Source organism: Pyramidobacter sp. C12-8 (assembly GCF_002007215.1).
Classification (GTDB): domain Bacteria; phylum Synergistota; class Synergistia; order Synergistales; family Dethiosulfovibrionaceae; genus Pyramidobacter.
The window spans coordinates 1-25656 of record NZ_MUHX01000026.1 but is presented as its reverse complement, the minus strand read 5'-3'; the positions used below and the strand labels follow the sequence as shown (position 1 = coordinate 25656).

The window sequence follows — 25656 nt, the reverse complement described above, 5'->3', positions numbered from 1 at the left end:
CTTATTTATCGTGTGCGGCGCCAGACTGCAGGATGAAACGATACCTGTCCCCCGATCGGAATCAGCCGCCGAGCAGCAGCCGCTTCCCGCCTCCCGGCGCTAGATTGTTCGTGCAGCGCATCGTGCTTGTTCCATCAATTTTCATGAAAACAGCCCCGGCAGCGGATGATCGATCCGCAGCAGCCGGGGCTGTTTTGTCGTATCTAATTCCTGTACGCTTCCCGCCGATGTCCAACGCTCAAGGCCAAAATGATCAACTCTTGGTCGTCGATGAGGCAAATCAGGCGGTAATCTCCGATTCTGTAACGCCACTGCCCCTTACGGTTGGCAACAAGCGGCTTTCCATGGATTCGCGGGTCTGCGCACTCAACAAGGTTTTTGTTGATCCACGATTTGATCATCAGCTGCGTGTATCTGTCGAGCTTTTTAAATTCCCGGTCGAATCGCTGGGTCGTCTGGACGTCGTAACTCATAGATCGACGTCTTTCCAGAGTTCGCCGATCGGACGGCTCTTTTTGCCGCTTTTGAGGTATTCATCGTAAGCTTCGTTGGCGATGGCGATGTCGTATTCGTCCTCGATGCGCTCGAACAAAGCTTTTTTAAAAGCCTCGCCCATGGACATAGAATGCAGTTTTGCGTAGCTGTCGGCAAGGTTCCGCTCTTCTTCGGTCAGTCTGATGGAAAATGCCATGTCCTCACCTCTCCTTTCTGTAGTTCATTGTACTACAAAAGAGTACAGGTGTAAAGACCTGAATTTATCGGTGCATATTCTTGATGTTTTCAGGAACGGGCGTTATGTCCTGCCCCGCTTTCACGGCGTCCAGGGCGTCCGCATACCATTGCATCATGAGTCGCCGTTCCGGAGCGTACATCGCGCGATTGTACGCCTCGCGCGATTCGTTTTCCTCCAAGTGAGCAAGCTCACATTCGATGACGTCCTTCGCCCACCCGGATTCATTCAGAAACGTCGATGCCATCGTCCGGAATCCGTGAAGCGTCATAGGCTCTGACGGTAGATCGTCTGGATCGAGTTTTTTGTACAAGCTCTTAAGCTCTTTGAGTAACGTGGAGTTGCCCACGCGACTGCCAGTATTCGCGCCTCGCGACGCAGGCAAGATGAGGTTGGCGCTCCCCGTAATTTTCCCCACTTTGGGCGAAATCTTTTCAATCGCCGGAAAATCTCAAGCGCCTGCTTCGAAAGCGGCACAAGGTGATCGCGACGGCCTTTGATATGTGCCGCGGGGATAATCCATTCCGCTCTGTCAAAATCGATCTCCGACCATTCGGCCCGCAACAACTCACTGCGGCGGACAAAACAATAAGCAAGAATCTGCAAGCCGGAACGGAAGATGAAGTCGTCAACGTAGTCCAGCGCATTAAGCAATTTACGCATGTCGGCGATTTTCGTCACGGCGTCAAAATGCCTGACCTTTTCCGACGGGAGCGAACGGTTGAGGCCGGCGGCAACGTTAATCGTCGCTTCGCCTGCCGCCGTAGCATAATCGAAGATTTGTCCGACAATCTGCCCCGTGCGTTTGGCGGTTGATTTGCGCCCGCTCGCGGAGATCAACGACAACACGTCAAAGCATTCTTTGCGCGAAATTTCATCTATGGGTCTTGTCCACAACGCCGCAAGATATTTCATTCGCAGCCGGATCGTGTGCAGGTAAGATTCAGCCTTTTTAGGTTCCATCATCGTCTTGTACCAGCGCTCGGCAATCTCGCCGAACGTCGTGGATTTAGGCTCTTCCAGCGGCACGCCCGCTTTGATCTTCGTCTTGATCTCGTCGCGAGTTCTCCGGGCGTTCGCAGCCGTCATGATCGGGTAGACGCCTAGAGTTTTTTTCATCTCCTGACCGTTGATCCAGTACCGCAGCACCCATGTTTTTCTTCCCGTCGGCAAGATTTTGAGGTAAAGCCCGTCGCCGTCAAGAATCATGTAAGCCCTGTCTTTTTTCTTTGCGCCCTCGATTGCAGTGTTCGTCAGCATTTTTCAGCCCGCTCCCCTTCTCGACCGTACTCGTAAAAATGCGTGGGTACGGTCAAAAAACCGCGCTCAGGGCAATCTTCATTTTCGGGTACGGTCATACGTCCGGTTTCTCATCAATCTGTATTGGACATTATATCAGACAAAATCGGAACGAAGACGCAAAAAAGCCCGCCTCGCGGCGGGCTAGAAAACGCATTCGGAAACACGCGGAAGTAATCAGATGGAGCCGGTGTCCAGATTCGGACTGGAGACCTGCGCATTACGAGTGCGCTGCTCTACCAACTGAGCTACACCGGCGAAAAAAATGGCGGTCCCACTGAGATTCGAACTCAGGTGCTCGCCTTGAAAGGGCGATGTCCTAGGCCACTAGACTATGGGACCGCATCCATGGTGGGTCGTGAGGGGGTCGAACCCTCGACCCACGGATTAAAAGTCCGTTGCTCTGCCAACTGAGCTAACGACCCGCGAACGAGGAATATTCTATCGCTTGGGCGAGGATTCGTCAAGCTTATTCTATCAGGTATTTTTCAGTCTAAATATTTTTTACAGTGAGCCTTTTTACAACAGAACTCTTTAAATCTTTCTGCAAACCACGCTTCGGCAGGATGTCCCGGCAAAGCGAGCATCGTTGCCGCCTGGAGATGCAGACATTTCACGGTCAGACTTTCAGTCCGGCGGATACCGCCAATGCCGGTTTTAAGCATGGCGTTCCAGATCTTCGGAGAGTATCGGCGCAGGAAAAATCGTTCGCAGCGGCTCAAGGAAGAGATCCGCGCCCATGCATAGCGGAAATTGTAGAGACGATATGCCTTTTCATCCTCGCAGAGAAAATCTTCCAGAGCTCTGACCCCTCCGCCGGACTCGAGACGTCCGCATTGGTACGCCAAATGGGGGCATGTCAGCCAGAAGAGCGTCGGAAAGGGGTGCCCTCTGTAAAAGGGGCGACATTTCAGAACCTGGGGCATCCCCCATTTACAGCGAACCGCCACAGACATGACAAGCCCCTTTTGAAAATTGCGCCCGTCCATCTGAGCCGCCGTAACAATCTCGTCGCGCGCTGAAAAAAGCGAGAGGTTCGCAGGAACCTCTCGCCGTAATTTCCTCATACGCATTTAGGGACGGGCGCCTTTTCGGCGCGGCGGGCGTCCCCCCTTGCCGCTTTTGGCATTCATCAGCGAAGAAATTTTTTCCTCGCTGCTTTTCAGGAAAGTGGACAATTTTTTTTCGAAATCATCCGAACCGACCGCTTCGTCATTCGAACCTGCGGCCGGCATATGCCGGGGCATTCGTTGAACCGGGACCGCCGGAGGCTCTTCAAGAGCTTTCAAAGACAGATCAATGCGGCCTCTCTCGTCTATCTTGATAACTTTCGCCTTAATCTCCTGCTGCGGCTGCAGAACGGCATCGACGCTTTTGATAAACTTGTGGGAAAGCTGCGAGATGTGGATCATTGCCTTCTGGCCGCTTTGAAGACGAACAAAAGCCCCATAGGGCATGATCTGTTCGACGACTCCCGTTACCACATCACCTGGTGCCAAATCGGGCATAGTGTGAACTTCCCTTTCTCGAATTTATTGTGTTAAATTTTAAAGCTGATTCAATGCCTGAATCTTGGAAACCATCACGTAGATCCGGCCGCTGCCAAGGGACGAACGAAGTTCGCCGGCAATCCACACGGGCGCGCCTTCTTCCTGTTTGACGATCCACTCCTGAATCGCGGGATCAAAGACTCTCATCCGGAGATAATCGACGCGGTCACACCCGTCCGTATCGCTGTACTGACGCTTGAGGGAAAACTCGAAATATTTTCCCAAACGGCTCTCGCCGTAGCTTTCGCCCTTCAGAAAGTGGACCACGCCGGAAAGATATACGTCATTAACTAATTTGCTCATGATGATTTCTCCGCCTCCATAAAAATTTTATTGATATTCATTTTTCATCGCAATAATTATTCACTAAGAAACCGCCCGTTTCGAAGCGTGCTGCAGATTCAACAGGACCCTCTCAGTGTAGTGCCCTCGATATTTCGTGACCAATGCCACATAACGATTAGCCTGAGACCCCAGATACCTCCTCAGCGCCTTTGTAACGTTCCCCTTGCAGTGTGCCATGTACCTGGAAAAGATCCATGTACCAACCATTATGTTATTGCGAGGCTCCATCAATATCTTTTCTGTACGGATATGGGGAAATTGAGCCATGATCGTGTTGCGGTGCAGCTTCCAATATACCTGCATCAAGCCGACCGCGTACTTGGAACGCGCGTTGACTTTGACGCGCGATTCCTTGACAATTATAGCAGTAATCAACGCCGGATCCACCGAGAAGCGGCTCGACGCTTCCATGACATAACGAGCGTACTCGTTCGCTTTGTCCATGCTTAGAGAGCTGTTGTAGTAACGGAAAATATAAGAAGCCGCATCAGTTTTCGCCTTCTGCACGCGTTTCCCAGAATGTACGGGATCCACAGACTGTCTGACCTGGCCTGCAGGCTCGACAGCCGCCCTTGCTTGACAGCATGATTGAGAGGCGAACAGGAACAGCAGCAGACCTCTCCACAACAAAGGGCGTCTCATACTCATGAAATACCTCCAGAAGTGTCGTAGAATTACGCCCATTTTATCTCAAGTTAAGGGAGCTTGCCAGTGTCAAATTTTTAGAACTTCGGAATGAACAGCATGCTCCAGGCGCCGACGGTTATTCCGCGCGCTTAAATTTGGAAGCCAGCTCCTCCACGAACAAAGGACTCAGCACTTTGATGAAAGTGCCTTTCATGCCCAAACTGCGGCTTTCGATGATCCCGGCGCTCTCGAGCTTGCGCAGCGCGTTGACGATCACGCTGCGGGTCACCCCGACGTGGTCGGCGATCTTGCTGGCGATGACGACTCCCTCGCATTCGTTGTTCTCTTTTCTGAAACCGGCGTTCTTTTCGGCCGAGAGCTCCTTGAGCCGCGTGATGATATGGTTGATCGCGTCGATTTCAGAATATGAAAGGGCTTTCATGGCCATATTCACAACAAGACGCTCTCGGGCAAGCTCCTCGATCTGCCGGGAGCGGTCATGCAGGATCTCAATGCCGACCAGCGTCGCCAGATATTCGGCCAGAACGAGGTCCTGGGTTGAGAAGTTACTCGCGAAACGGGCCAGTACAAGCGTTCCCAGCCGCTCCGAGGCTCCATAGATCGGCACATAGAGAGCCGTCTTATCAGTCACATTCTCTGCCTGATCGTCGAAAAGAGCTCCGTCAGCTTTGCTCAGGACGGTCTCTCTCTGCTGCGACAGCCTTTCCACAAAACTTTCAGGCATATAACCCTGTTCGATGAAGGACGCGATGGCTTCGCTGTGGTATTCATTCACCCATGCGTATCCCAGGATCTGCCCTTCTCTGCTCAAAACGTAGACGTTCGCGGTCGAGAATTCGCAGAGCAGGCGCGCCAGCTTGTTGTAATCGGGGCGCGTCCCTTCGCGACGGCCTTGCATCGCTCTCCCGACCTGACGCGTTTTCTCAAGCAGTTCATGCATCTCGACACTGTCGACAGCGCCGTTTAAACCTTCGGGCAACTTTTCTTTTGCATATGAGCGTTTCATAAGAATTCCGTCTCCTTTCAGCCATGAAAATCAAAGAAGATACCGCCGCAGATCCTTATTGCCAACAAGTGGTTCAAGCTTCTTCACAACGAAAGATTTGTCGATCTCAACCGCTTCGCCTGCCCGCTCCGGCGCGGAAAAGCTGATTTCCTCCAGGAGCTGCTCCAGAATGGTGTGCAGCCGGCGCGCTCCGATGTTCTCCATCTCCAGATTCATCCGTTCGGCCATCGCCGCGATCTCTTCCACGGCTTCGTCGGTAAATCGCAGTGTGAGTCCTTCGGTCTCGATCAGGGCGACCGACTGATGGATCAGGCTGTGTTGCGGCTCGACCAGAATGCGCCGCAGCTCTTCCTTGCCAAGCGCCGTCAGTTCGACGCGGATGGGCAGCCGTCCCTGAAGCTCGGGGACGAGGTCGGAGGGCTTGGCGTCGTGAAAGGCGCCGGCGGCGATAAAGAAGATGTGATCCGTTTTCACCTGGCCGTATTTCGTAGTGACGGAGCAGCCTTCGACGATAGGGAGCAGATCCCTCTGCACGCCTTCGCGGCTGACGTCCGGACCGCCGCCGCGCCCCCGGGAGACGATCTTGTCGATCTCGTCGATGAAAATGATCCCTTCCTGCTGCGCTTTATCCAAAGCCTCCTGCGTGGCGGCTTCGATGTCGATGAGTTTCTCCGCTTCCTCGGCCTGCAGGACGCGAAGCGCGTCTTTCACTTTCATGCGGCGTTTTTTGCTCTTTTTGGGTATCATGCCGCCCAACATCTCGGAGATATTGATGCCGATGCCGCCCATTTCGCCGTTGCCAAAAGAAGTGATGGGAGTGGAACTTTCCTGCACGTCGATCTCCACTTCGCGTTCGTCCAGTTTGCCGCTCTTCAGCATGTTCAGCATGCGTTCGCGAGTGCTCTGACGCACCGCCGGGCTCTCTTCCGGCGCCGAACCTTCCGGCGGTTCCGCCTGTTCTTTCTTGAGATAATTCAGGAAGGTGGGGATCCCCGCGGAAGAGGAAGCTTTTCTGACCGGGAGAAGATAATCCACCAGCCGCTCCTGCGCGTGTTCGAACGCTACGGACTGGACGCCGGCGATCATCCGTTTCTTGACCATCTGCATGGAGTTTTCCACGAGGTCGCGGACCATCGATTCGACGTCACGCCCCACATAGCCGACTTCGGTGAATTTCGTCGCTTCGACTTTCACGAACGGGGCGTTGACGAGATCGGCAAGGCGCCGGGCGATTTCCGTCTTGCCGACGCCGGTGGGGCCGACCATCAAAATGTTTTTCGGCGCGATTTCCTGTGCCAGATCTTCGGGCAGCCTGCGGCGCCTGAGGCGATTCCTCAGAGCGACGGCCACGGCGCGTTTCGCCTTTTCCTGTCCGACGATATAGCGGTCGAGATACTGCACGATGGCCGCTGGCACCAGATTTTTCATCTCTTCCGTCAGAAGCATCACAGGACCTCCACCGTGAGGATGTTGTCGGTATAAATACAGATTTCGGAAGCGATCAGCAGGGAACGCTTCACGGTTTCCTCCGCCGTAAGGGACGAAACGTCCAGATAGGCCCGGGCCGCCGCCAAGGCGAATCCCGAACCGGAACCGATGGAAGCGACGTCGTTTTCCGGTTCGATCACGTCCCCGGCGCCGGAGAGCAGGATCGTATGTTCCCGATCGGCCACGAGCAGCATGGCCTCCAGCTTCTGCAGCATGCGGTCGGTGCGCCACATTTTGGCCAGCTCAACGGATGCCCTCATCAGGTTTCCGCTGTATTCCTGCAATTTTTTCTCAAAGAGTTCCATCAGCGTCATCGCGTCGGCCGTGGCGCCGGCGAATCCGACAAGAACGTTGCCGTCGTAGAGCTTGCGGACTTTTTTCGTTCCCGCTTTGATGATCTGGCTGCCCAGGGTCATCTGTCCGTCGCCGCCCATGGCGACCTGCCCGTCCTTGCGCACGCAGACGATCGTCGTACCATGAATCGTCATGTCCCGAGACATTTTCATTCCTCCTCGCCCGATCTGGGATGAGCCGCCATGTAGCTGTCTCTCAGATGACCGGGCGTGATCTTCAGATAGCGCTGCGTCGTCAGCAGGCTTTCGTGCCCCAGCAGTTCCTGCAGGACGTTCAGCGAAGCCCCGCCTTCCAGCATATGCGTGGCGAAGCTGTGGCGCACTGAATGCGGCGTGACGTTTTCAAGCCCCGCGTTGCGCGCGGCCTGCACCACGAGCCGGTGCACCGTCCTCACCGTGATGCCGGCGCCCGCCTTTCCCGGAAAAAGAAATCCCGATTCCTGCGGGCACACGGCTTTCCATTTTATCAGCGCTTCTTTGGCATAGCGGCCGAACGGGATGAGACGTTCCTTGTCGCCCTTGCCTCTGACTTTGAGCCAGCGCTCGTCCAGATCGACGTCCTCCCAGCGCAGAGAGACGAGTTCCGCCACGCGGACGCCGCAGCCGTACATCACTTCGAGGATCGTGCCGTTGCGCAAAGAAGGCTTTATTTTCCACGCCTCCTCGATCAGCCGCTCGATCCCCTCGCGCGACAGGGCTCGTGGCAGCCGTTCGGGAAGGCGGGGGCTGCGGATCGACGCCGCGGGATCGGCCGCGATCAGTCTCTTCTCAAGAAGATAGAGTTCAAACGCCTTTACGGCGGAAAGTTTTCGCGCGATCGAGGAATTGGCATACCCAAAACCGGCAAGCGAGCGCAGGAACGCGCGGATCAACGGCGTCGTAATTTCGTGAGGGGCGATCCTCTGGTTTTCGACAAAGTCGGCAAACTGCGCGAGATCGACCGCGTAATTCGTCACGGTGTTTTCGGAACTGGCCTTGTTGTTCCGCAGATATTCAAGGAAAGAATCCAGCTGGCTGTTCATTGAAACCTCAGACATTGGCGTTCCTCCTCTATTTTATACGAACCGTTTCATATCGCTGCCGGTCAAATCATAACATGAATTCACATAAAAATCACTAATTTTGGGAAATCTTTGTTCTGTCCAAAAATCTTCGACAATAGTACATTTCACACAAATAAAATTATTTCCAATCTTCTTTTTCACTCAAGAAGTCACTCTTTGCCTGGTTCAGAAAAGAACAATGCGTTATTTGCCTTAAATTGTAAGAATCTCAGGCGTCCGCGGCTTAAAATTTTCTCATGGCGTTCGCGACGGCTTTTGATTTTTTCGTCCAGAGGCGGAAAAATCCCCATATTCGCGTTCGTCGGAGCGAAACGGGGATTGGTGGCGTCCTGCAATCTGAAAAGCAGCGCGCCGATGGCGCTTTCCGCCGGCCAGCGAAGCTGAGGCAGCCCGTTCAGGCAGGCGAAAACGCCCAGCGCGGCGACGGCTCCCATCGCCGTGCTTTCCACGTAGCCTTCCACGCCGGTCATCTGTCCCGCCAGAAAAAGGGAATCCATTCCCCGAGGCCGCAGGCAGCCGTCGAGGCAGCGCGGCGCGTCGACGTAGATATTGCGGTGCATGACGCCCATTCGCACGAACTCGGCATGTTCGAGCCCGGGGATCAGGCGAAAAACTCTTTGCTGCTCTCCCCAGCGCAAATTAGTCTGAAAACCGACAAGGTTGTAAAGCGTGGCTTCGGCGTTGTCCTGCCGGATCTGCACGACGGCGTAGGGGCGCTTCCCCGTGCGGGGATCGTTCAGCCCGACGGGGCGCAGCGGGCCGAAACGAAGCGTGTCGCGCCCGCGCGAGGCGATGACTTCGACCGGCATGCAGCCTTCGAAGTATTCCGCCTTTCCTTCGAAATCGTGCAGCGGGGCCCTTTCGGCCGCGATCAGGGCCTCGTAAAACGTCTGATACTGCCGTTCGTCCATCGGGCAGTTGATGTAATCGCCGCCCTCGTCGTCGGCATAGCGGTCTTTGCGGTACGCCACGGACATGTCGACCGATTCCAGCTCGATCACCGGGGCGACGGCGTCGTAAAAATAGAGATAATCCTGCCCGAACAGCGCCTGAAGCTTCGACGCCAGCGCCGGGGACGTCAAGGGCCCGCTGGCGATAATGCAGGGGCCTTCGGGAATTTCGGTCACTTCGCGGCGGGTCAGCGTAAAAAGAGGATTTCCCAGCAGCGCGTCGGTGACAAACTGCGAGAACCGTTCGCGGTCCACGGCCAGCGCTTTGCCCGCAGGTACCGAATGCGCCTCGGCCGCTTTCATGATCAGGCTGTCGAGGGAGCGGAGCTCTTCCTTGAGAAGTCCCGCCGCGGAGTCGCCGCGGTCGGAGCCCAGCGAATTGCTGCACACCAGTTCGCCCAGCTTGTCGGTACGGTGAGCCGGGCTCGAGACGACCGGCCGCATCTCGAACATGTGCACGGGAATTCCCCGCCGCACAAGCTGCCAGGCCGCTTCGGAACCGGCCAGACCGCCGCCGGCGATGACGACGGGCTGCATTTAGGCTTCTCCCTTGCGGCCGCACTGCGTACAGACGGGCGTCCGCGAACGGCCGACATATTCCATCTGGCCGCCGCAGAGCGGGCATTTTTCCGCCGCCGGCTTGTTCCAGGAAACGTAATCGCAGTCGGGATAGCGGGAGCAGCCGTAGAACGTACGCCCTTTTTTGCTTTTGCGCTGCACGACTTGCCCGCCGTGCTCGGCTCCGCACTTCGGGCAGGGAACGCCGATTTCCTTCTGGACCGGCTTGATGTAATGGCATTCGGGGAATCCCGAACAGCCGATGAATTCGCCGAAGCGCCCCTGCTTTTTCACGAGCGGCCTGCCGCACTGCGGACAGGTCTCGCCCGTCAGCTCGGGCGGCGGAGGCGGGACCGCCGGCGCTTTTTCGGCTTCGGCGATGGCGTGAGTGAAGGGTTCCCAAAACTGCCCGATCAGCTCCACCCAGTTTTTCTTTCCCGACTCGACCTGATCGAGGGAACTTTCCATGGAAGAGGTAAAACCGACATCGACGATCGGCGACGTCGATTTTCCGTCGAAATGCCCGAGCAGAAATTTGTTCACCGACCGTCCCAGTTCGCTCGGCTTCAACTTGCGGCCTTCCTCGCGCGCGACGTAGGAACGGTCGTAAAGCGTCTCGACGATGGTCGCGTAGGTGGAGGGGCGGCCGATCCCGTCGTCTTCAAGGGTCTTGATCAGCGTCGACTCGGTAAAGCGCGCCGGCGGCTTGGTCTGCTCCTTTTTGGAATCGACGTTCTGGATATTCAGCAGCTCGCCTTCCTGCGCCTTCTGTATCATGGCATCCTTGACGTCAAGATCCCAAACGGCGCCCCAGCCGTCGAAACTGACGGCGGCGCCCTGGGCGCGCAGTCCGTATTTCCCGCACTCGCAGTCAAGCGTCGCGGAGTCGACGACGGCGGGCGCCATCTGCGAGGCGACGCTGCGCCGCCAGATCAGGTCGTAGAGCCGGTACTGTTCCGCCGTCAGAGATTCTCTGAGCGATTCGGGCGTCAGGGTGAAGTCCGTGGGGCGTATGGCTTCGTGGGCGTCCTGGGCGTTGGCGCCAGCCTGATAAACGACGGCTTTCGCCGGAAGATATTTTTTGCCCCAGCGCCCTTCGATCGCTTTTCGCGCCTGGTTCAGCGCTTCCGGCGCCATGCGCAGGCTGTCGGTCCTCATGTAGGTGATCAGGCCGACCGTGCCGTGTCCGGGGATGGCGACGCCTTCGAAGAGACTCTGGGCGATCCCCATGGTGCGCCGCGGGGAAAATCCCAGCCGGCTTGCGGCGATCTGCTGCATCGTGCTGGTTTTGAACGGGGCCGGCTGTTTCCGCGCGTTTTTCTTCGCCGTGAAACTCGCGACGACCAAAGGTTTCTCCTTCAGCGTCTTTTCGATATCGCGGACTTTGGCGGGCGTGTCGATCGCCAGAGTTTTGCCGTCGGAAAGCAGGCTGCGCCCGCTCTCCCTTTCGACGCGCAGCCTGTAGGCGCGTCCGTCGTCGGCTGTCGCGTCGACGAAGACATTCCAGTAATCCTGAGGCACGAAATTTTCGATTTCCTGCTCGCGCTCGCAGAGGATCGCCAGAGCGACCGACTGCACCCGCCCGGCCGAAAGTCCGCGGCGGATCTTCTTCCAAAGAAGCGGGCTCAGCGTGTAGCCCACCAGGCGGTCAAGCACGCGCCGCGCCTGCTGCGCGTCGACGCGGTCCATGTCGATGGGAGTCGGTTCCTTCACGGCGCTTCTAACGGCCTCGGCCGTGATCTCGTGAAAGCGCACCCGGCAGTCGTCGGCGGGATCGACGCCGAGCAGCCCGGCGACGTGCCAGGCGATCGCCTCTCCTTCGCGGTCGGGGTCGGCGGCGAGAAGAACTTTCTTGGCCGCGGCCGCCGCGGTCTGCAGCTCTTTTTTTACGGGAGCCTTGCCCTTCACGAGAATGTATTCCGGTTTGAAACCGTTTTCGATGTCGATCGCCAGGCGGCTCTTGGGCAGGTCGACGATATGGCCGACGCTGGCTTTGACGACGTAGCCGGAGCCTAAAATCTTCGTCAGCGTCTTCGCTTTCGTCGGCGACTCGACGACCACTAACGTCTTGCCGCTCCGGGGCGGCACGGCCTTCTTCGCTTCTCCCGACGTTTTTCCGGCGGGCTTCGTCGTTTTTTTCCTTGCTGATGCGGAGCTTGCAGAAGCGCCGGCCGTCGTCTTCTTTCCGGAAGCCACCGCGCTTTTCGTCGCCGCGGCGCCCGTTTTTCTTTTCGAGACCGTTTTCGCGGCCGTCTTTCGAGTTTTTGCTGTCGGAGCCATGATGCTCTCCTTCCAATGATGTTTTCAACTGAAGAGATGGTCTGATTCCTGTTTTTGAAGCGATACTTCCCAAAACCCTGCCGCAGTATCGGCCTCGCCCATACTGCGGAGCACGGCGGCAACCAATTCGGCATCGCCGGGCAAACCGCGCATCCTGGAGATCGCGACAACTTCGGTGATCAGATCCTCGAACTGCTTCTGCGTAAGCCACTTCTGGGTTCGATATCGATAGATCAAAGCCTGCGCGTCCACAGTCAGGCAGGACTGTTCTGCGGGACTCAAAACTCGTATCATGCAGGCACATCCTTTCTCCTCGATCTTAAAAATCCGAAAAAACGCTTGATGACTGTCGGACATTTTAGCGTCCAATTTCCAATTGTCAAATTTGTAAAAGGAGCCGAAGGCAAAAACCTCCGGCTCCTTTTCGTTTGTCGTGAAAAGCTAAAGCTCCTGTCCCATCAGTTTTCTCATGCCGCCCAGGATCATTCTCTGCTCCACGCCCGCGACGAGCCGCCGCGTGTAGGCGACCGTGTCGGGATTCACGCTCATGCTGTCGATGCCTTCGCGCACCAGGAACTCGGCGAAGTCGGGATAGAGCGACGGCCCCTGACCGCAGATCGAGCACGTGATTCCCTGTTTGTGCGCCGCATGGATCAGCGTCTTGATCGCATTTTTCACGGAAGGATCGCGTTCGTCGAAGTAGCCCATGTTGTTGAGGATGCCGGAATCGCGGTCGACGCCCATGACCAGCTGAGTCAGGTCGTTGCTGCCGATGCTGAAACCGTCGACCAGCCGGGCGAACTCTTCCGCCTGGAAGACGACCGCCGGCACTTCGGCCATGATCCAGATCTTGAAGGATTTATTCTGGATCAAACCTTCGGAAGCCATGATCTCCTTCACGCGGGCCACTTCCCACGTCGTGCGCACAAAGGGAAGCATGACCCAGACGTTGATCAGGCCGAACTCGTCGCGAACTTTCTTGATGGCCTTGCACTCGAGGCGGAACCCTTCTTCGTAGGCCGGCGAGATATAACGGGAGACGCCGCGCCAGCCGATCATGGGGTTGTTCTCTTCCGGTTCCACTTCGCCGCCCTCGAGCCCGCGGAACTCGTTGGTGCGGAAGTCGCTCATGCGCACGACCAGAGGCCGGGGATAAATGGCCTGCGCCACGGTCGTGATGGCCTCGCTCATGTCGTTGATCAGCACTTCGCCGCGCCCCGTGCGCAGCAAATACATGGGATGCACGCCGATATGCGAGAAGATGAACTCGGTGCGCATCAGGCCGATGCCGTCGAACGGCAGGCGGCTGTATTTGCCGATGATCGAAGCGTCGCCCAGGTTCATGTAGATCTTCGTGCCCGTGATCGGAGCGGCCTCCGCAAGGACTGCCGCCGACTGTTTCGCGGCCGCGCCCTCGGCGACGGGCGAATGAATGTCCTGATCCGAAGAGAGGTTGACATTGCCGCGGTAGACGACGCCGCGGGTGGCGTCGACGGTGATCTCCATGCCTTCCGTCAGGACTTCGGTGCCGTTTTTGCTGCCGACGATGCAGGGGATCCCCAGTTCGCGGGAAACGATGGCCGCGTGACAGGTGCGTCCGCCCTCGTCGGTGACGACCGCGCAGGCTTTTTTCATGGCCGGGACCATGTCGGGATTGGTCATGCCCGTCACCAGCACGTCGCCGTCCTTGACGCGGGCGATCTCCTGAAGCGAATCGATGCGCACCACACGCCCGTGGGCGATTCCGGGCGAGGCCGCCAGTCCGCGCACAAGCACCGTTAGAGTTTTCTGATCCATGATCGTGTTCTCCTTTTTGGCGGGTTCCGCTTTCAGGGTCGTGACCGGACGAGCCTGAAGGATGTAGAGTTTTTTCGTGTCCCTGTCCTGTCCCCATTCGATGTCCATGGGAACGCCGTAATGCGCCTCGATGGCCTTGCCGGCCTCGGCCAAGCGTCGGACTTCTTCGACGCTCATGCAGCGGGAGCTGACCGCGGCCGGTCCCAGATAATCGGCGACGTTCACGGTGGCGGTGCCGCCGGCCTTTTCCTTGTCGACGATCATGATCTTTTTGTCGGCGATGGTGACGTCCAGCTCGGTAAGCGTCTCCTTGTCGAGAATGAACTCGTCGGGCGAGACCGCCCCCGACACGACCGCTTCGCCCAGCCCCCAGCTGGCGTTGATCATCAGCTGGCCGCGCTCGTTCGTGATGGGGTTGGCGGTGAACATCACGCCGGATTTTTCGCTGGCCACCATCTTCTGCACGACGGCGCACAGCGAAACGCTGAAATGATCGTAATTCTGCTTCTGGCGGTAATACGTCGCGCGAGCCGTCCAGAGCGAAGCCCAGCATTGCCTCACATGATCCACGACCGACGGGGCCCCGATCACGTGGAGGTAGGTGTCCTGCTGCCCGGCGAACGAGGCGTCGGGCAGGTCTTCCGCGGTGGCGGAGCTTCTGACGGCGACGTCGGGATCTTTCAGCCCCACCTTATCCGCCAGTTTTTCGTAGGCTTCGACGATCTGCTTTTCGATGGAAGCGGGAATCGGCGCTTTCTGGATCAGAGCCCGGATCGTTTCCGTCCTCTGCTGGAGCGCCGCCGTATCTTCAAAATCCAGGTCCTTGAGAAGGTCCGAGATCTGCGCGTTCAGGCCGTTCTCCTTGATAAAACGCGCATAGGTTTCGGCAATCACGCAGAATCCGGGAGGAACGGGAGCGCCGGTCGAGGTCAGCTCGCCCAGGTTAGCCCCCTTGCCGCCCACAACAGGAATATCATCTTTGCGTATCTCTTCAAACCACTTAATTGCATTGTAGTTTTCCATCGGCGCAGCCTCCAAAAATTAAGATATTTATTGCTTGAAACCGGGTGTATCCCGCCTGATGAGAGCCCATCACCCCAGCAGAGCGGGGCACCCCTGCTCACGAAGATAGTCCAGAACGACCTGAGCCGTCTCCTCCAAGGCGCGGCCCGTCACGTCGATCGCTTTGATCTGCAGGCGCTCCATAATACGGCGCGCGTAATCGAGCTCGGCTTTGACGCGTCCTTCTTGGGCGTAAAAAGCTTTATCGGGATCGAGACCGATGATTTGCAGCCGTTCCCGGCGAATCTTGCGCAGCGCTTCGGGCTGGATGATCAGGCCGATGATGCGGCCGTGCGGCAGAGTGAAAAGCTCATCCGGCGGCGCCAGTTCCGGGACGAGCGGGACATTGGCGGTGCGGATGCCTTTGTTGGCCAAATACATCGACAGAGGCGTCTTGCAGGTCCGCGAAACGCCCACGATGACCAGTTCGGCCTCCGGCAGGAGGTTGGGGTTGGCGCCGTCGTCGCAGGTGCTCGAAAACTCGAGGGCCTTGACGCGGCGGAAATAGGCTTCGTCAAGCTTGTGCTGCGACCCCGGCGTCCCCTTGGGAGGAATTCCCAGCCGTGCCGAGATCGTATCCAGCGTCGGACCGATCAGGTCGATGACCTTCAGGCCCATCTCCCCCGCGTAACGCATCAGGGCCTCGCGCACCGACTGCGCCACCAGAGTGCAGACGATGATCGCCTTGTTTTCCTTCGCCTGCCAGCAGATGTTGATCAGCTTGTCGATCGTATCAACCGTGCGGAAACGATGCAGCGCCACGACGTGCCGCGCCTCATCGAACTGGCGCAGCGCGGCGCGCGTCACGCTTTCGGCGGTTTCGCCCGTAAAATCGGAAACGATGAAGATCTCCAGCTTCACACCGTTTTGTTCGGCTTCAGAAGAGAAAAGTTCGTAACTGTCCGTACTCATCGGTCTTCCCTCGGCTTTCTAATGTGGAACCGCTCTCCAGCGTCCGCCCCCTGAAGTATAAATAAGCGACTGAACCTGAAGTCCCGAAATCAAGCGCATCAATTCTACCGCGGCAATACCGGTTCTCTTTGAGATCTGATCCAGCGTCAGGTCCCCCTGATCGGCAAGACAGTCCAGAACCCGCCGTTCATCGTCGCCGAGTTCCAGTGGAGCAAACAGATCGAGCTGCCCGAAATGGCTGACATGATCGACGAAATCCGCCACATTGACCAACGGCGAAGCGCCGTCGAGGATCAAGCGATTGCTGCCCTCGCAGACCCGTTCGTCGATCCGCCCCGGCACCGCCCACACGTCGCGCCCCATTTCCATGGCCAGCCGCGCCGTGATCATCGCGCCGCCTTTGAGCGGCGATTCCACAACGATCAACGCTTTCGACAGCCCCGCGATGATGCGGTTGCGGCGGGGAAAACGCCAGGCGCGCCCCACAGTGCCCAGAGGGTATTCGCTGAGCAGCGCGCCGCGGCGCAGGATATTGTCGAAAAGCTCGTCGTGTTCCGGCGGCCAGACGACATCCACGCCCGTGCCCAAAACGGCCACGGTCGTCCCGTCGTTTTCCAGCGCGCCGCCGTGAGCGGCGCCGTCGATGCCGCGCGCCCCGCCGCTGACGACGGTCATTCCCGCGCGCGACAGCGCGCTGCCGATCAGGGCGGCGACTTTGAACCCGTAAGGGGTGCAGCGACGCGTTCCTACGACTGAATACGCCGACTCGAAATCCGGCAAATTCCCTTTTGCGTAAAGCACCAGCGGCGGTTCGGCGATGTCGCGCAAACGAAACGGGTATCTCTCATTACTGTACCATGAAATTAAAAAAATACCAGCGTTTTCCGCGCGCTCGATCTCCTTTTTGTGCCAGTTTTCCCGAGCCAATTTTTTCAATTTCTCGGCGCCGCGCTGAGAAACGATTTCGCCGTGGCGCAGCTTTTCAACGATTCTTTCCGGTCCGTCGGAGAGATCCACGTGCTGGAGCGCGTTTGCCGAAAGTCCTTCGCACCCGTTCAGCCAGACGCACAATTCCAGTTCGTTCATTCCAGCACTCCCGAATCTCTGTAGGCCAGCGCTTCGGCGACCGCGCGGTCATCCACGTTTCGCTCCCCCGCGAGGTCGGCGATCGTGCGGGCGACGCGCAGGACGCGGCTCAAGCCCCGGCCGGAAAGCCGCAGGCGTTCGGCCATCGCGGTCAGGTATCTTCGCGCCTCGGCGCTCAAGCCTATTTCGCACCGCAGCATCTTCTCGGACAATTCCGCGTTGCACTCCGCGCCGACGCGTTCTTTGCGCTCCCATTGCCGCTTTCGGGCTCTTAGGACTCGGGCGCGGATTTCCGCGCTGCTTTCCCTGGGAGTTCCTCCCAGTTCGAGCAGTTCTTGCGGCGTCAAACGCGGCACCGAGACGTAGAGATCCACTCGGTCCAGCATCGGACCGGAGAATTTTCTTTTATAGCGCTCCAGTTCCTGACTGCTGCAGCGGCACTGCTCGAGCGGATCGCCGCGCCAGCCGCAGGCGCACGGATTGGCCGCCAGCACGAGCAAGACCCGGCTCGGGTACGTGACGCTGCCCGCCGCCCGGTTCACCGTGATGAAACCGTCCTCCAGCGGCTGACGCAACGCCTCGATCAGATCCCGGCGAAACTCCGTGAATTCGTCGAGGAACAGCACGCCGCGGTGCGCAAGGCTCACTTCGCCGGGGCGGATATCGCTGCCGCCGCCGCAGATGGAGACGGTGCTCGCGGTATGATGAACTTGTCGGAAAGGACGGCGTCGGTCGACGGGGGCCGACAGACCGACGGCGCTCCGGATCAGCAGAGTTTCGAGAAACTCGTCGTCGGACAGCGGCGGCAAAATGCCCTGCAAGGCGCGCGCCATCAGCGTCTTGCCGCTGCCCGGAGAGCCGACAAGCAAAATGTTGTGATGGCCGGCCGCCGCGATTTCGAGAGCTCTTCTCGCGATCATCTGTCCCTTCACGTCCGCGAAATCCGGTTCGACGGCGTTCAACTCCGAAGGCGGCATGTTCTTGACGACTCGGCTCAACTCTTTCTCGTGACGCAGAAAGAGCAAAAGATCTTTCAGCGTCGGCACGCTGTACGCCTCAACGCCGTCGACCAGCGCCACTTCCGCGGCGTTGCCTTCGGGACAGAAAAGCGGCAGGGCCAGCGAACGCGCCAGCATCGCCGCAGGGACCGCGCCCCGGACGGGACGCACCCGTCCGTCCAGCGCCAGTTCGCCCATATAAATCGCCGCGCCGGGCGGAGAACAATATTCCTTCTCGCAGGCCAGAGCCACCGCGATCGGCAGATCGAGCAGACTCCCCTCCTTGGGCAGATCGGCCGGAGCGAGATTGACGGCGATGCGGCCGTAAATGGAGATATCCAGCTCGCGTAGCGCCGCGCGCACGCGTTCGCGCGATTCGCGCACCGCCGCGTCGGGCAGCCCCACGACCGAAAAGGAGAACATCCCCGACGTGATCTCCGATTCCACTTCCACCGGCAACGCTTCGATGCCGCGCAGCGTGATGCCTTGTATTTCAGCAGCCACGGTCATCCGCTCCTTCCATTTCCAGATATCTGAGCCACCGCAAATGCCAGCGTTCATGATCCACGTCGACGCTGACCAGATCCATCCGCCATTCGCCGCGCCACCGACGCCGCAGCGTATAGAGCTCGGCGCCGCGGACCAGGCGTTTCCATTTCAGCGGTCCGATCGAATCCTGCGCCGACATGACGGGATTTTTGCGCCGGCAGCGCACCTCCACAAAGACGAGCACGTTCCCTTCCAGAGCGATCAGATCCAGCTCGGAGAAGCGTTCTCTGACGTTGCGTTCCAAAATCTTCAGCCCTCGCGCTTGCAAAAAAGCGGCGGCCAGTTCCTCAGCCCACCGGCCGACGGCCGCGCGCTGCTTCGCCAGAAAAAAAGCCCGCTCGGCCTGCGTCAGGATACCGCTCTCGGTATCTTTCGCAGGCCGCGCAGGCTTCAGCAGCCGGCCGATCCGCTCTTTAAGATTCAACGTGAGTTGTCTCATGACAGCGCCTCTTGTAAAGAAATGGGGATTCGCAGGAAGGTTACCTCCAGGAAAAACTTCTTCTATGAATCGGCGTTGGCCCCAGTTCGGCAATCGCGCGGCGATGCGCCTCGGTCCCGTAACCTTTGTGCCGGGCAAAGCCATAATCGGGATAGATACCGTCGTAGACCGTCATCACGCGGTCACGAAGCACTTTGGCGACGACGGAAGCCGCGGAAATCTGCGGATAGATATCGTCGCCGCCGACGACCGCCTGCTGATAGACGTTCAGGCCGGGGATCTCCTGGTTGCCGTCGACGATCACGCCGTCGACGTCAAGCGGGAGCCTTTCGACCGCACGGCGCATCGCCCACAAAGTCGCCCGCAGGATGTTCAGCCGGTCGATCCGTTCGGCCGGCGCCGACGCGGCGCGCCAGACGACGTTCAGTTCGAGCATGCGCGCCAGTACTTTTTCGCGCCGCGGCGGCGTCATTTTTTTCGAGTCGCGGAGCCCCAGACCGACCAGTTCTTCCCGCTGCGCTTCCGTCAGCACGACCGCCGCCGCCACGACGGGACCGGCCAGAGGGCCTCGCCCCGCTTCGTCGACCCCTGCCAGAATCACTCGTCTTCATCCCCATCTTCCGGCGCCTGAAGTCTTTCGGCCGCCGGCATCGTCGGACTCTCCAGCGAAAGATTGCCCAGCTTCCCCGTGGAGAACGATTCGAGAAAACGCCGGCCGGCGAGCGTATAATCGACCATCCCGCCGCTGACGAGACAGCCCAATCGGCGTCCGACGGCTTCGAGAACGGCCGCCGTGTCTTCCGGGTCGGCGGGGACGCCCCACTTCTCTTCGATAAAATGCCAGAGCCCCTGCCGCTGCAGATAATCGATCAAAGAGCAGGCGACCGTGTCGTAGCCGCCGATCACGTCCGCCTTGGAACAGCCGAGCCAGGCCAGGGCCCTTTGGACGGCCGCGCCCGAGCGCGGATCGAGGATGCCGGGCGAATCGACGACCAGAAAATCGCCGCCGCGGTACCAGGAAACGCCGCGGGTGATGCCGGGGATGCCGCCGACCGGCGCGGATTTTTTGCCGATCAGCAAATTCAGCAGCGCCGATTTGCCCACGTTGGGGATCCCCACGACCGCGACCCGCAGCTCGCGATATTTGGGCTTGCAGCGCGTGAAGGCCTGCTTCAAAGGCGCGATCTGCCGTGACAGCAGATCGAACGCCCACGCCTCGCGCCTGTTATTTTTATAATGACCGAGCCATTGCGCCGTGATGTCCTTGTCCGCCAGATCCCGTTTGGTCATGACGATCCAGACGGGCCGGCGCCGCGCAAATTTTTTCGTCAGCGGCGACGCGGTCAGCTCGGGGGCGCGCGCGTCGCGGACCTCGACGATCACGTCGAGCTTGTCGAGAAGTTCTTCCAGCTGCCGGGTGCCCTTGGCCATGTGGCCGGGGAACCACGCCGTCCTGCCCGCCATTATTTTACCAGCCCGATCCTGCTCAGCGGCCAGTAGCGCAGGATCACGGGACCGCGGATATTCTGTTCGGGCACGTAGCCCCAATAACGGCTGTCGGCCGAGTTCGGACGGTTGTCGCCGAGCGCGATGTACGACTTTTCGGGCACGACGACCGGCGCATGATTGTACGTGTCGCGGAACGTCACGTAGGGTTCGTCGACTTTCCGGTCGTTGATCCAGACGACGCCGTTCCGTACCTCGAATTTATCGCCGGGCAGGGCGATCAGGCGCTTCACGTAATCGACGCCGGGATCTTTGGGATACTTGAAGACAAAGATGTCCCCGCGGCGCGGAGAACGGAGCAGATATTCGAATTTGCAGACCAGAACGCGATCTCCCTCAAGGAGCGTGGGAAGCATCGAACCGCTGGGGATCCAAAAAGCCTGGATGACGAACGTCTTCAGAAGCAGGGCCAGGACGACCGCCCAGATCACGGTCTCCAACGTTTCGCGAAGCCACGCCGCGGGAATCATCTTTTCCCAAAGTCTCACGGCGGGAGCGATCAAATTCTCCCACCATTCCCTGATCACCATACCATTACCTCCAGACAGAAAGTTCTTCTTCAAAAGTAAACATCTTACCGAGAGCTTGTCCGCGTGAGCAAACCGCGCAGGGACAGCTTCAAAGACTCGCCGGTGTTTTTGCCGCCCGCTTCGCAGGCCGTGACGGTAAATGCCGGCGTGATCGTATGCGTCTGCCAGCGATACGTGAAATTCCGACGATCCACATTCAGACGCCAGCGCACCTGCACGTTCGCGCTGAACTTCTCTCCTGCCGCGCTGCCCGAATGTCTGCCGAGCCAGCGCAGCGTCATGAAATGCGGCGCGGACAAATCCGAGGGCATGTAAACGCTCAGATAAAAACTGCATCGCCAGCGGTCAGCCCGGGCTATGGCCGAATCGAGCCACTGCATCAGATCGTCCATGTCCCTCCTGGCCAGGTCCTGGACGGATTCGGTGCGCAGCGTATTGAAAAGTCCCGCCGAAAGCGTGAGGACGATCGCCATGCCGATCAAGACTTCCGCGAGAGAAAAAGCTTTCCGCCGCCGTCCCCGCGTCATTTTTCCCCAGCCGCTTCGCCCGAACCTCTATATTCCGGGACGATCTTCGCAAGAGACGACGCGATCTCAGGCTCCCCGAGAAGCGTTTCGATTTTGCCAAGCATCCCTGTGATCTCGGCGCGTCCTTCTTCAGAGATTTTCGCGCAGAAAATTTTCGAGTGCGAGGTCGCTTCCACGTGTTTCTCATCGTAAAAAAGTTCTTCAAAGAGCTTCTCGCCCGGACGAATGCCGGTATACGCGATCCTGACATCGCGGTCCGGCTCGTAACCGTTCAGACGAATCAGCGTCCGGGCGACTTCGGCGATATTGACGGGTTTTCCCATGTCCAGGACGTAAATCCGCCCAGGCGAACCGATGGCCGCCGTCTGCAGAACCAGCCCGGCTGCCTCCGGGATCAGCATGAAATAGCGGACCATCCGCGGATGAGTCACCGTTACGGGGCCGCCCGCCGCGATCTGGCGCTCGAACTTGGGAACAACGCTGCCGCGGCTGCCGAGAACGTTGCCGAAGCGTACCGCCATGTAAGCCGTCTGCGGATAATCCTTCTGCAGTTCCATCAAGGCCATCTCGGCGATCCGCTTGCTGGCCCCCATGACGCTGCTCGGGTTGACCGCCTTGTCCGTGGAAATCATCACAAAACGTTTCGTCTCGTATCTGCCGGCCATTCTGCCGAGAATCCACGTGCCGAGCGCGTTGGTACGGATCGCCTCGCGGGCGTTGCATTCCATCAGCGGCACATGTTTGTGGGCCGCCGCGTGAAAAACGATGTCCGGACGCCACCGAGAAAAAACTTCTTCCATCGCCCTTTCATCAGCGACGTCGGCAATCACCGGCACAAGTTCGGTCTGGCACGCCCTTTCCCGCAATTCCTCCAGCAGCGTGTAAATCGAGAACTCGCCGTGGCCGAGCAAAACCAGCGCCGCGGGCGCGTAAGGCAGAATCTGGCGGACGATTTCGCTGCCGATCGAGCCTCCCGCACCGGAAATCAAGACCGTCCGCCCGTGGAGAAGCTGACCGATCTGTTCGGCATCGAGGCTGACGGGCTCCCGGGGCAGCAGATCCTCGAGGCGGACCTTGCGCAATTTGTTCAGAGAGACCGTGCCGTCCGCAAGTTCCTGCAGCGAAGGCAGAATACGCACGGAACTCTTCAGGGACAGAAGTCCGTTCAGGAGATCGCGGACTCTGCAAGCCGGAGCGGAAGGCAGCGCCACCCAAACGTCGCTGATCCGCTCGGCCCCGACAATGCCGATCAGCTCGCGGAGCGTCCCAAGGACGGGAATGCCGGCGATCGTCTTTTTCAATTTGGCCGGATCGTCATCGAGAAAGCCGACGACGTTGAAGTCAGAATCATGTCGTTTCAGGTCGCGAGCCAAAAGCACGCCCGCCTCCCCGGCGCCGACGATCAGCGTTCTCCTCCGCGGATTCCCGTTGTGTTCCTGCAAGGTCAGCCGCCATGAGAGGCGCGACAGCGTCAGGAAGGCAAAACCGCAGAGGAACAGCATTCCCATAACGCTCCGCGGCACCACGAACGGGACGTCGGTCCCAACATACAGCCCGATCAGCACGGCGCAGGCCGGCAGATAGGCTTTCAGCAGGATCAGAAGTTCTTCGATGCTCGTCTGCAGCCAGTAGACCCGATAGACTCCGCCGGCATAAAACGAAAACATGACGGCCGCAACGTAAAGCGGCCCCGCCTCGAAGATCCCATAAGCCGCCGCATGTTCCAAAAAGATCGAGAATCTCAAGGCGTAACTCACGTACACCGCCAGGCTCAGCAGAAGCGCATCGACCAGGGCCACGCAGCCGTTCCGGGCACCCAGGCTGCGCCACGCCCCGACGATCTGAAGGCCAAAATTCTCCACTTCCGTTCCCCTCCTGAGCCGGCTCCTCTTAACGGTTTTTCTTCAAAATCCGGTTCTCGGCCCCATCGTCCTTAAGGAATAATAAGTCCGCTGCCCGACTTTTTGCCGCTCATGCGTTCGAGCCGCTGCAAATCGGCGGCAGAAGCCACGTCGAGACGAGGTTTCTTTTCCTCTTCCTCGATCATCGCCTTCACCTTCGCCTCGTAATCCTTCATGTTCTTCCGAATGGCCTCGGCATCGTTCTTGATCCAGACGATCATGTTGTCCGCGATCGATTTGAGCGCTGCATCGTCAGGCATCTCTTTGATGGCGCCAAGGTCGAGGAGCAGTTTGTGCTCGTCTTTCACCGACTGGACAAGGTCATCGTCCGTCAAAAGCCCCTTTTTATAAAGAGCGCGCGCCAGGATGTTGAACTTGCTCTTCATGTTTTCGTTGGCCACCGCCATGGCGTCCACGCGCGAAAGAAGCATGGACAGCACTTCATCGAGACTGATCTGCATCGCCATTTTTACCACATACCTTTCATGAAATTTATGCGTGTTTAAACGTTGAAACGGAATTCCACCACGTCGCCATCCTGCATGACATACTCTTTCCCTTCAAGACGGAGCAGCCCCTTGGCTTTCGCCTCGGCGATCGAGCCGCAGGCGATCAGATCGTCATAGCCGACGATCTGGGCGCGGATAAAACCGCGCTCGAAATCGCTGTGAATCGTGCCCGCCGCCTGCGGAGCCAAAGTTCCTCTGCGAATCGGCCAAGCGCGCGATTCCTTTTCTCCCGCCGTCAAGAACGAGATCAGCCCCAGCAGACGGTATCCCGCGGAAATCAGACGGTCCAGCCCGGCTTCCTTCAGCCCGAGAGCTTCGAGATACTCCGCCTTTTCAGCATCGGCAAGCTCGGCGATCTCCGCTTCGATCTGAGCGCATATCGTCACGAACTCCGCCCCTTCGGCCTTCGCATGGTCGCGGACCACCTGAGCGTACTCGTTCAACGCCGCCACGCCGATTTCATCCTCGGCGATATTGGCCACATAGAGCATCGGCTTGTCGGAAAGGAGATTCAGACCGCGAAGATACTGCTTTTCTTCATCGTTCAACGCAAGGGTGCGCACCAGTTTGCCGGCTTCGAGCGTTTCCTTCGCCCGACGCAGCAGTTCGAGGTTGGGTGCCAGCTTTTTGTCGGCTTTCGCCAGTTTCTCCAGTTTGGCGAGGTTCCGTTCCACCATTTCCAGGTCGGAAAGGATCAGCTCCAGTTCAATGGTCTCGATGTCGCGGGCCGGATTCACGGAGCCGTCCACGTGGACGATGTTGGGGTTCTCGAAGCAGCGCACCACCTGGACGATGGCGCTGGCCTCGCGGATATTGGCGAGAAATTTGTTCCCCAGCCCTTCTCCCTTGCTGGCGCCGCGCACAAGACCGGCAATGTCGTAAAATTCGACGACGGCGGGGGTGATTTTCACCGAGTGGAACATATCGGAAAGGACTTTGAGACGCGGATCGGGTACTTCCACCACGCCGACGTTGGGTTCGATCGTGCAGAAAGGATAGTTCGACGCGTCCGCCCCGGCGGCTGTGATGGCATTGAAAAGAGTGCTCTTGCCCACGTTCGGCAGACCTACAATACCTAATTTCAACGACGATCCCTCATTTCAAATTTGATGAAGATGAACAGGCAAACCGCAAAAAATCATACGCAAAGGATTTCCCGGAGTACGGCGCAGAGTTTCCCCGTGTCACATGCACTGAACATTTTACATCGGATTCTTATTATTTTCACTGCTGAAAATCGGCGAGGTAAATTTTCAGAGTAAATGCAACCTCGTCAAAGTAAATGCGACGGGGTTGCATTTACTTTGACAGGACAAAAGCAGCAAGCAGTCATTACGAACACATAATAACGATCAAGATTGCGCTAACGGAACAAATTCAAGGGGATGAAAAGCTGTTACGAGGAAATTGTCCGAAAAAAGTGCATACAAAAGTGATCCTCAACTGAAAGCAAAATTTTCAGTTCAGAGTTAATGCAATCAAGAAATTAAAAAGGAGCCGTTATTTACCGGCGATAGGTACGGCCTTCACGACATTTTTTATCCACCTTCATGTTATTTCTTTTTCCCT

27 protein-coding genes and 3 tRNA genes are annotated in these 25656 nt (G+C 58.1%); all 30 read right to left on the bottom strand.

Annotation, left to right across the window (positions count from 1 at the left end; all coding sequences use genetic code 11):
• Nucleotides 1-203: 203 nt before the first annotated feature.
• The 30 genes from B0D78_RS09615 to ychF all read right to left on the bottom strand — a co-directional run bounded on the left by B0D78_RS09615 (nucleotide 204) and on the right by ychF (nucleotide 25172).
• Nucleotides 204-473, bottom strand: coding sequence for a type II toxin-antitoxin system RelE family toxin (locus tag B0D78_RS09615; RefSeq protein ID WP_078016753.1), 270 nt, complete (start codon nucleotides 471-473; stop codon nucleotides 204-206).
• On the bottom strand, nucleotides 470-691 hold the full coding sequence (relB, locus tag B0D78_RS09610; protein WP_078016752.1) for a type II toxin-antitoxin system RelB family antitoxin: 222 nt from the start codon (nucleotides 689-691) through the stop codon (nucleotides 470-472). The genes B0D78_RS09615 and relB overlap by 4 nt, the downstream gene beginning before the upstream one ends.
• Before the next feature lie 64 nt (nucleotides 692-755).
• Nucleotides 756-1001, bottom strand: a complete 246-nt coding sequence (locus B0D78_RS09605) for a tyrosine-type recombinase/integrase (RefSeq protein WP_168170088.1) — start codon at nucleotides 999-1001, stop codon at nucleotides 756-758.
• Nucleotides 998-1990, bottom strand: a complete 993-nt coding sequence (locus B0D78_RS09600; protein ID WP_078016750.1) for a tyrosine-type recombinase/integrase — start codon at nucleotides 1988-1990, stop codon at nucleotides 998-1000. The genes B0D78_RS09605 and B0D78_RS09600 overlap by 4 nt, the downstream gene beginning before the upstream one ends.
• A 221-nt stretch (nucleotides 1991-2211) precedes the next feature.
• A tRNA-Thr gene (locus tag B0D78_RS09595) sits at nucleotides 2212-2287 on the bottom strand.
• Nucleotides 2288-2295: 8 nt separating this feature from the next.
• Nucleotides 2296-2371 (bottom strand) — tRNA-Glu (locus B0D78_RS09590).
• Nucleotides 2372-2378: 7 nt separating this feature from the next.
• Nucleotides 2379-2454, bottom strand: a tRNA-Lys gene (locus B0D78_RS09585).
• Nucleotides 2455-2517: 63 nt separating this feature from the next.
• Complete coding sequence (locus B0D78_RS09580; protein WP_205948297.1) at nucleotides 2518-3018, bottom strand: DUF501 domain-containing protein; 501 nt, start codon at nucleotides 3016-3018, stop codon at nucleotides 2518-2520.
• Nucleotides 3019-3102: 84 nt separating this feature from the next.
• On the bottom strand, nucleotides 3103-3537 hold the full coding sequence (locus tag B0D78_RS09575) for a S1 RNA-binding domain-containing protein (RefSeq protein ID WP_078016748.1): 435 nt from the start codon (nucleotides 3535-3537) through the stop codon (nucleotides 3103-3105).
• Between the two features lie 39 nt (nucleotides 3538-3576).
• Entirely contained in the window at nucleotides 3577-3882 is a 306-nt protein-coding gene (locus tag B0D78_RS09570; RefSeq protein ID WP_009164346.1) for a hypothetical protein, read from the bottom strand.
• Between the two features lie 63 nt (nucleotides 3883-3945).
• Nucleotides 3946-4572, bottom strand: coding sequence for a transglycosylase SLT domain-containing protein (locus tag B0D78_RS09565; RefSeq protein ID WP_168170087.1), 627 nt, complete (start codon nucleotides 4570-4572; stop codon nucleotides 3946-3948).
• A 115-nt stretch (nucleotides 4573-4687) separates the two neighbouring features.
• Nucleotides 4688-5512 carry a GTP-sensing pleiotropic transcriptional regulator CodY gene (gene codY / locus B0D78_RS09560; protein WP_168170086.1) on the bottom strand — a complete coding sequence of 275 codons (825 nt, stop codon included), beginning with the start codon at nucleotides 5510-5512 and terminating at the stop codon, nucleotides 4688-4690.
• A gap of 96 nt (nucleotides 5513-5608) precedes the next feature.
• Nucleotides 5609-7024 (bottom strand): ATP-dependent protease ATPase subunit HslU, encoded by a 1416-nt coding sequence (gene hslU / locus B0D78_RS09555; RefSeq protein ID WP_078016745.1) that lies wholly within the window; start codon nucleotides 7022-7024, stop codon nucleotides 5609-5611.
• Nucleotides 7024-7566 (bottom strand): ATP-dependent protease subunit HslV, encoded by a 543-nt coding sequence (gene hslV / locus B0D78_RS09550; RefSeq protein WP_078016744.1) that lies wholly within the window; start codon nucleotides 7564-7566, stop codon nucleotides 7024-7026. The genes hslU and hslV overlap by 1 nt, the downstream gene beginning before the upstream one ends.
• Nucleotides 7567-7568: 2 nt before the next feature.
• Entirely contained in the window at nucleotides 7569-8456 is an 888-nt protein-coding gene (locus tag B0D78_RS09545) for a tyrosine recombinase XerC (RefSeq protein ID WP_233543519.1), read from the bottom strand.
• A 176-nt stretch (nucleotides 8457-8632) separates the two neighbouring features.
• Nucleotides 8633-9970, bottom strand: coding sequence for a methylenetetrahydrofolate--tRNA-(uracil(54)-C(5))-methyltransferase (FADH(2)-oxidizing) TrmFO (gene trmFO, locus B0D78_RS09540; RefSeq protein ID WP_078016743.1), 1338 nt, complete (start codon nucleotides 9968-9970; stop codon nucleotides 8633-8635).
• The gene (gene topA, locus B0D78_RS09535) at nucleotides 9971-12271 is read right to left on the bottom strand and encodes a type I DNA topoisomerase (RefSeq protein ID WP_078016742.1); all 2301 of its coding nucleotides are present in this window, start codon (nucleotides 12269-12271) and stop codon (nucleotides 9971-9973) included. It lies immediately after the preceding gene.
• Nucleotides 12272-12295: 24 nt separating this feature from the next.
• The gene (locus B0D78_RS09530; protein WP_143521817.1) at nucleotides 12296-12628 is read right to left on the bottom strand and encodes a hypothetical protein; all 333 of its coding nucleotides are present in this window, start codon (nucleotides 12626-12628) and stop codon (nucleotides 12296-12298) included.
• A gap of 84 nt (nucleotides 12629-12712) precedes the next feature.
• Nucleotides 12713-15091, bottom strand: a complete 2379-nt coding sequence (ppsA, locus tag B0D78_RS09525; RefSeq protein WP_078016740.1) for a phosphoenolpyruvate synthase — start codon at nucleotides 15089-15091, stop codon at nucleotides 12713-12715.
• A gap of 69 nt (nucleotides 15092-15160) precedes the next feature.
• On the bottom strand, nucleotides 15161-16042 hold the full coding sequence (locus B0D78_RS09520; RefSeq protein WP_078016739.1) for a pyruvate, water dikinase regulatory protein: 882 nt from the start codon (nucleotides 16040-16042) through the stop codon (nucleotides 15161-15163).
• An 18-nt stretch (nucleotides 16043-16060) separates the two neighbouring features.
• Entirely contained in the window at nucleotides 16061-17128 is a 1068-nt protein-coding gene (gene dprA / locus B0D78_RS09515) for a DNA-processing protein DprA (RefSeq protein WP_078016738.1), read from the bottom strand.
• Nucleotides 17125-18636, bottom strand: a complete 1512-nt coding sequence (locus tag B0D78_RS09510; protein WP_240496155.1) for a YifB family Mg chelatase-like AAA ATPase — start codon at nucleotides 18634-18636, stop codon at nucleotides 17125-17127. Before B0D78_RS09510 ends, dprA begins: the two co-directional genes overlap by 4 nt.
• Nucleotides 18620-19114 (bottom strand): YraN family protein, encoded by a 495-nt coding sequence (locus B0D78_RS09505; protein ID WP_078016736.1) that lies wholly within the window; start codon nucleotides 19112-19114, stop codon nucleotides 18620-18622. The genes B0D78_RS09510 and B0D78_RS09505 overlap by 17 nt, the downstream gene beginning before the upstream one ends.
• A gap of 40 nt (nucleotides 19115-19154) precedes the next feature.
• On the bottom strand, nucleotides 19155-19715 hold the full coding sequence (locus B0D78_RS09500; protein WP_078016735.1) for a ribonuclease HII: 561 nt from the start codon (nucleotides 19713-19715) through the stop codon (nucleotides 19155-19157).
• The gene (locus B0D78_RS09495) at nucleotides 19712-20578 is read right to left on the bottom strand and encodes a YlqF/YawG family GTPase (RefSeq protein ID WP_078016734.1); all 867 of its coding nucleotides are present in this window, start codon (nucleotides 20576-20578) and stop codon (nucleotides 19712-19714) included. The genes B0D78_RS09500 and B0D78_RS09495 overlap by 4 nt, the downstream gene beginning before the upstream one ends.
• On the bottom strand, nucleotides 20578-21150 hold the full coding sequence (gene lepB / locus B0D78_RS09490) for a signal peptidase I (RefSeq protein ID WP_078016733.1): 573 nt from the start codon (nucleotides 21148-21150) through the stop codon (nucleotides 20578-20580). Before lepB ends, B0D78_RS09495 begins: the two co-directional genes overlap by 1 nt.
• A 44-nt stretch (nucleotides 21151-21194) precedes the next feature.
• Entirely contained in the window at nucleotides 21195-21677 is a 483-nt protein-coding gene (locus B0D78_RS09485) for a type II secretion system protein (RefSeq protein WP_078016732.1), read from the bottom strand.
• Nucleotides 21674-23539 carry a polysaccharide biosynthesis protein gene (locus B0D78_RS09480; RefSeq protein WP_143521813.1) on the bottom strand — a complete coding sequence of 622 codons (1866 nt, stop codon included), beginning with the start codon at nucleotides 23537-23539 and terminating at the stop codon, nucleotides 21674-21676. The genes B0D78_RS09485 and B0D78_RS09480 overlap by 4 nt, the downstream gene beginning before the upstream one ends.
• Before the next feature lie 71 nt (nucleotides 23540-23610).
• Nucleotides 23611-24039, bottom strand: coding sequence for a hypothetical protein (locus B0D78_RS09475; RefSeq protein WP_240496154.1), 429 nt, complete (start codon nucleotides 24037-24039; stop codon nucleotides 23611-23613).
• A gap of 41 nt (nucleotides 24040-24080) precedes the next feature.
• Nucleotides 24081-25172 (bottom strand): redox-regulated ATPase YchF, encoded by a 1092-nt coding sequence (ychF, locus tag B0D78_RS09470; RefSeq protein WP_078016730.1) that lies wholly within the window; start codon nucleotides 25170-25172, stop codon nucleotides 24081-24083.
• Between the last annotated feature and the right edge of the window lie 484 nt (nucleotides 25173-25656).

What these genes read in the sequence shown, in the direction of transcription:
- trmFO (WP_078016743.1), bottom strand. Translation starts at nt 9,970, where the DNA reads ATGCAGCCCGTCGTCATCGCCGGCGGCGGTCTGGCCGGTTCCGAAGCG.
- B0D78_RS09520 (WP_078016739.1), bottom strand. Translation starts at nt 16,042, where the DNA reads ATGAGTACGGACAGTTACGAACTTTTCTCTTCTGAAGCCGAACAAAAC.
- relB (WP_078016752.1), bottom strand. Translation starts at nt 691, where the DNA reads ATGGCATTTTCCATCAGACTGACCGAAGAAGAGCGGAACCTTGCCGAC.
- B0D78_RS09545 (WP_233543519.1), bottom strand. Translation starts at nt 8,456, where the DNA reads ATGTCTGAGGTTTCAATGAACAGCCAGCTGGATTCTTTCCTTGAATAT.
- ppsA (WP_078016740.1), bottom strand. Translation starts at nt 15,091, where the DNA reads ATGGAAAACTACAATGCAATTAAGTGGTTTGAAGAGATACGCAAAGAT.
- B0D78_RS09495 (WP_078016734.1), bottom strand. Translation starts at nt 20,578, where the DNA reads ATGGCGGGCAGGACGGCGTGGTTCCCCGGCCACATGGCCAAGGGCACC.
- B0D78_RS09475 (WP_240496154.1), bottom strand. Translation starts at nt 24,039, where the DNA reads ATGCAGATCAGTCTCGATGAAGTGCTGTCCATGCTTCTTTCGCGCGTG.
- B0D78_RS09615 (WP_078016753.1), bottom strand. Translation starts at nt 473, where the DNA reads ATGAGTTACGACGTCCAGACGACCCAGCGATTCGACCGGGAATTTAAA.
- hslU (WP_078016745.1), bottom strand. Translation starts at nt 7,024, where the DNA reads ATGCTTCTGACGGAAGAGATGAAAAATCTGGTGCCAGCGGCCATCGTG.
- B0D78_RS09570 (WP_009164346.1), bottom strand. Translation starts at nt 3,882, where the DNA reads ATGAGCAAATTAGTTAATGACGTATATCTTTCCGGCGTGGTCCACTTT.
- dprA (WP_078016738.1), bottom strand. Translation starts at nt 17,128, where the DNA reads ATGAACGAACTGGAATTGTGCGTCTGGCTGAACGGGTGCGAAGGACTT.
- B0D78_RS09605 (WP_168170088.1), bottom strand. Translation starts at nt 1,001, where the DNA reads ATGACGCTTCACGGATTCCGGACGATGGCATCGACGTTTCTGAATGAA.
- hslV (WP_078016744.1), bottom strand. Translation starts at nt 7,566, where the DNA reads ATGTCTCGGGACATGACGATTCATGGTACGACGATCGTCTGCGTGCGC.
- topA (WP_078016742.1), bottom strand. Translation starts at nt 12,271, where the DNA reads ATGGCTCCGACAGCAAAAACTCGAAAGACGGCCGCGAAAACGGTCTCG.
- B0D78_RS09505 (WP_078016736.1), bottom strand. Translation starts at nt 19,114, where the DNA reads ATGAGACAACTCACGTTGAATCTTAAAGAGCGGATCGGCCGGCTGCTG.
- B0D78_RS09485 (WP_078016732.1), bottom strand. Translation starts at nt 21,677, where the DNA reads ATGACGCGGGGACGGCGGCGGAAAGCTTTTTCTCTCGCGGAAGTCTTG.
- B0D78_RS09530 (WP_143521817.1), bottom strand. Translation starts at nt 12,628, where the DNA reads ATGTCCGACAGTCATCAAGCGTTTTTTCGGATTTTTAAGATCGAGGAG.
- lepB (WP_078016733.1), bottom strand. Translation starts at nt 21,150, where the DNA reads ATGGTGATCAGGGAATGGTGGGAGAATTTGATCGCTCCCGCCGTGAGA.
- B0D78_RS09580 (WP_205948297.1), bottom strand. Translation starts at nt 3,018, where the DNA reads ATGGACGGGCGCAATTTTCAAAAGGGGCTTGTCATGTCTGTGGCGGTT.
- B0D78_RS09510 (WP_240496155.1), bottom strand. Translation starts at nt 18,636, where the DNA reads ATGACCGTGGCTGCTGAAATACAAGGCATCACGCTGCGCGGCATCGAA.
- B0D78_RS09565 (WP_168170087.1), bottom strand. Translation starts at nt 4,572, where the DNA reads ATGAGTATGAGACGCCCTTTGTTGTGGAGAGGTCTGCTGCTGTTCCTG.
- codY (WP_168170086.1), bottom strand. Translation starts at nt 5,512, where the DNA reads ATGCATGAACTGCTTGAGAAAACGCGTCAGGTCGGGAGAGCGATGCAA.
- B0D78_RS09575 (WP_078016748.1), bottom strand. Translation starts at nt 3,537, where the DNA reads ATGCCCGATTTGGCACCAGGTGATGTGGTAACGGGAGTCGTCGAACAG.
- B0D78_RS09600 (WP_078016750.1), bottom strand. Translation starts at nt 1,990, where the DNA reads ATGCTGACGAACACTGCAATCGAGGGCGCAAAGAAAAAAGACAGGGCT.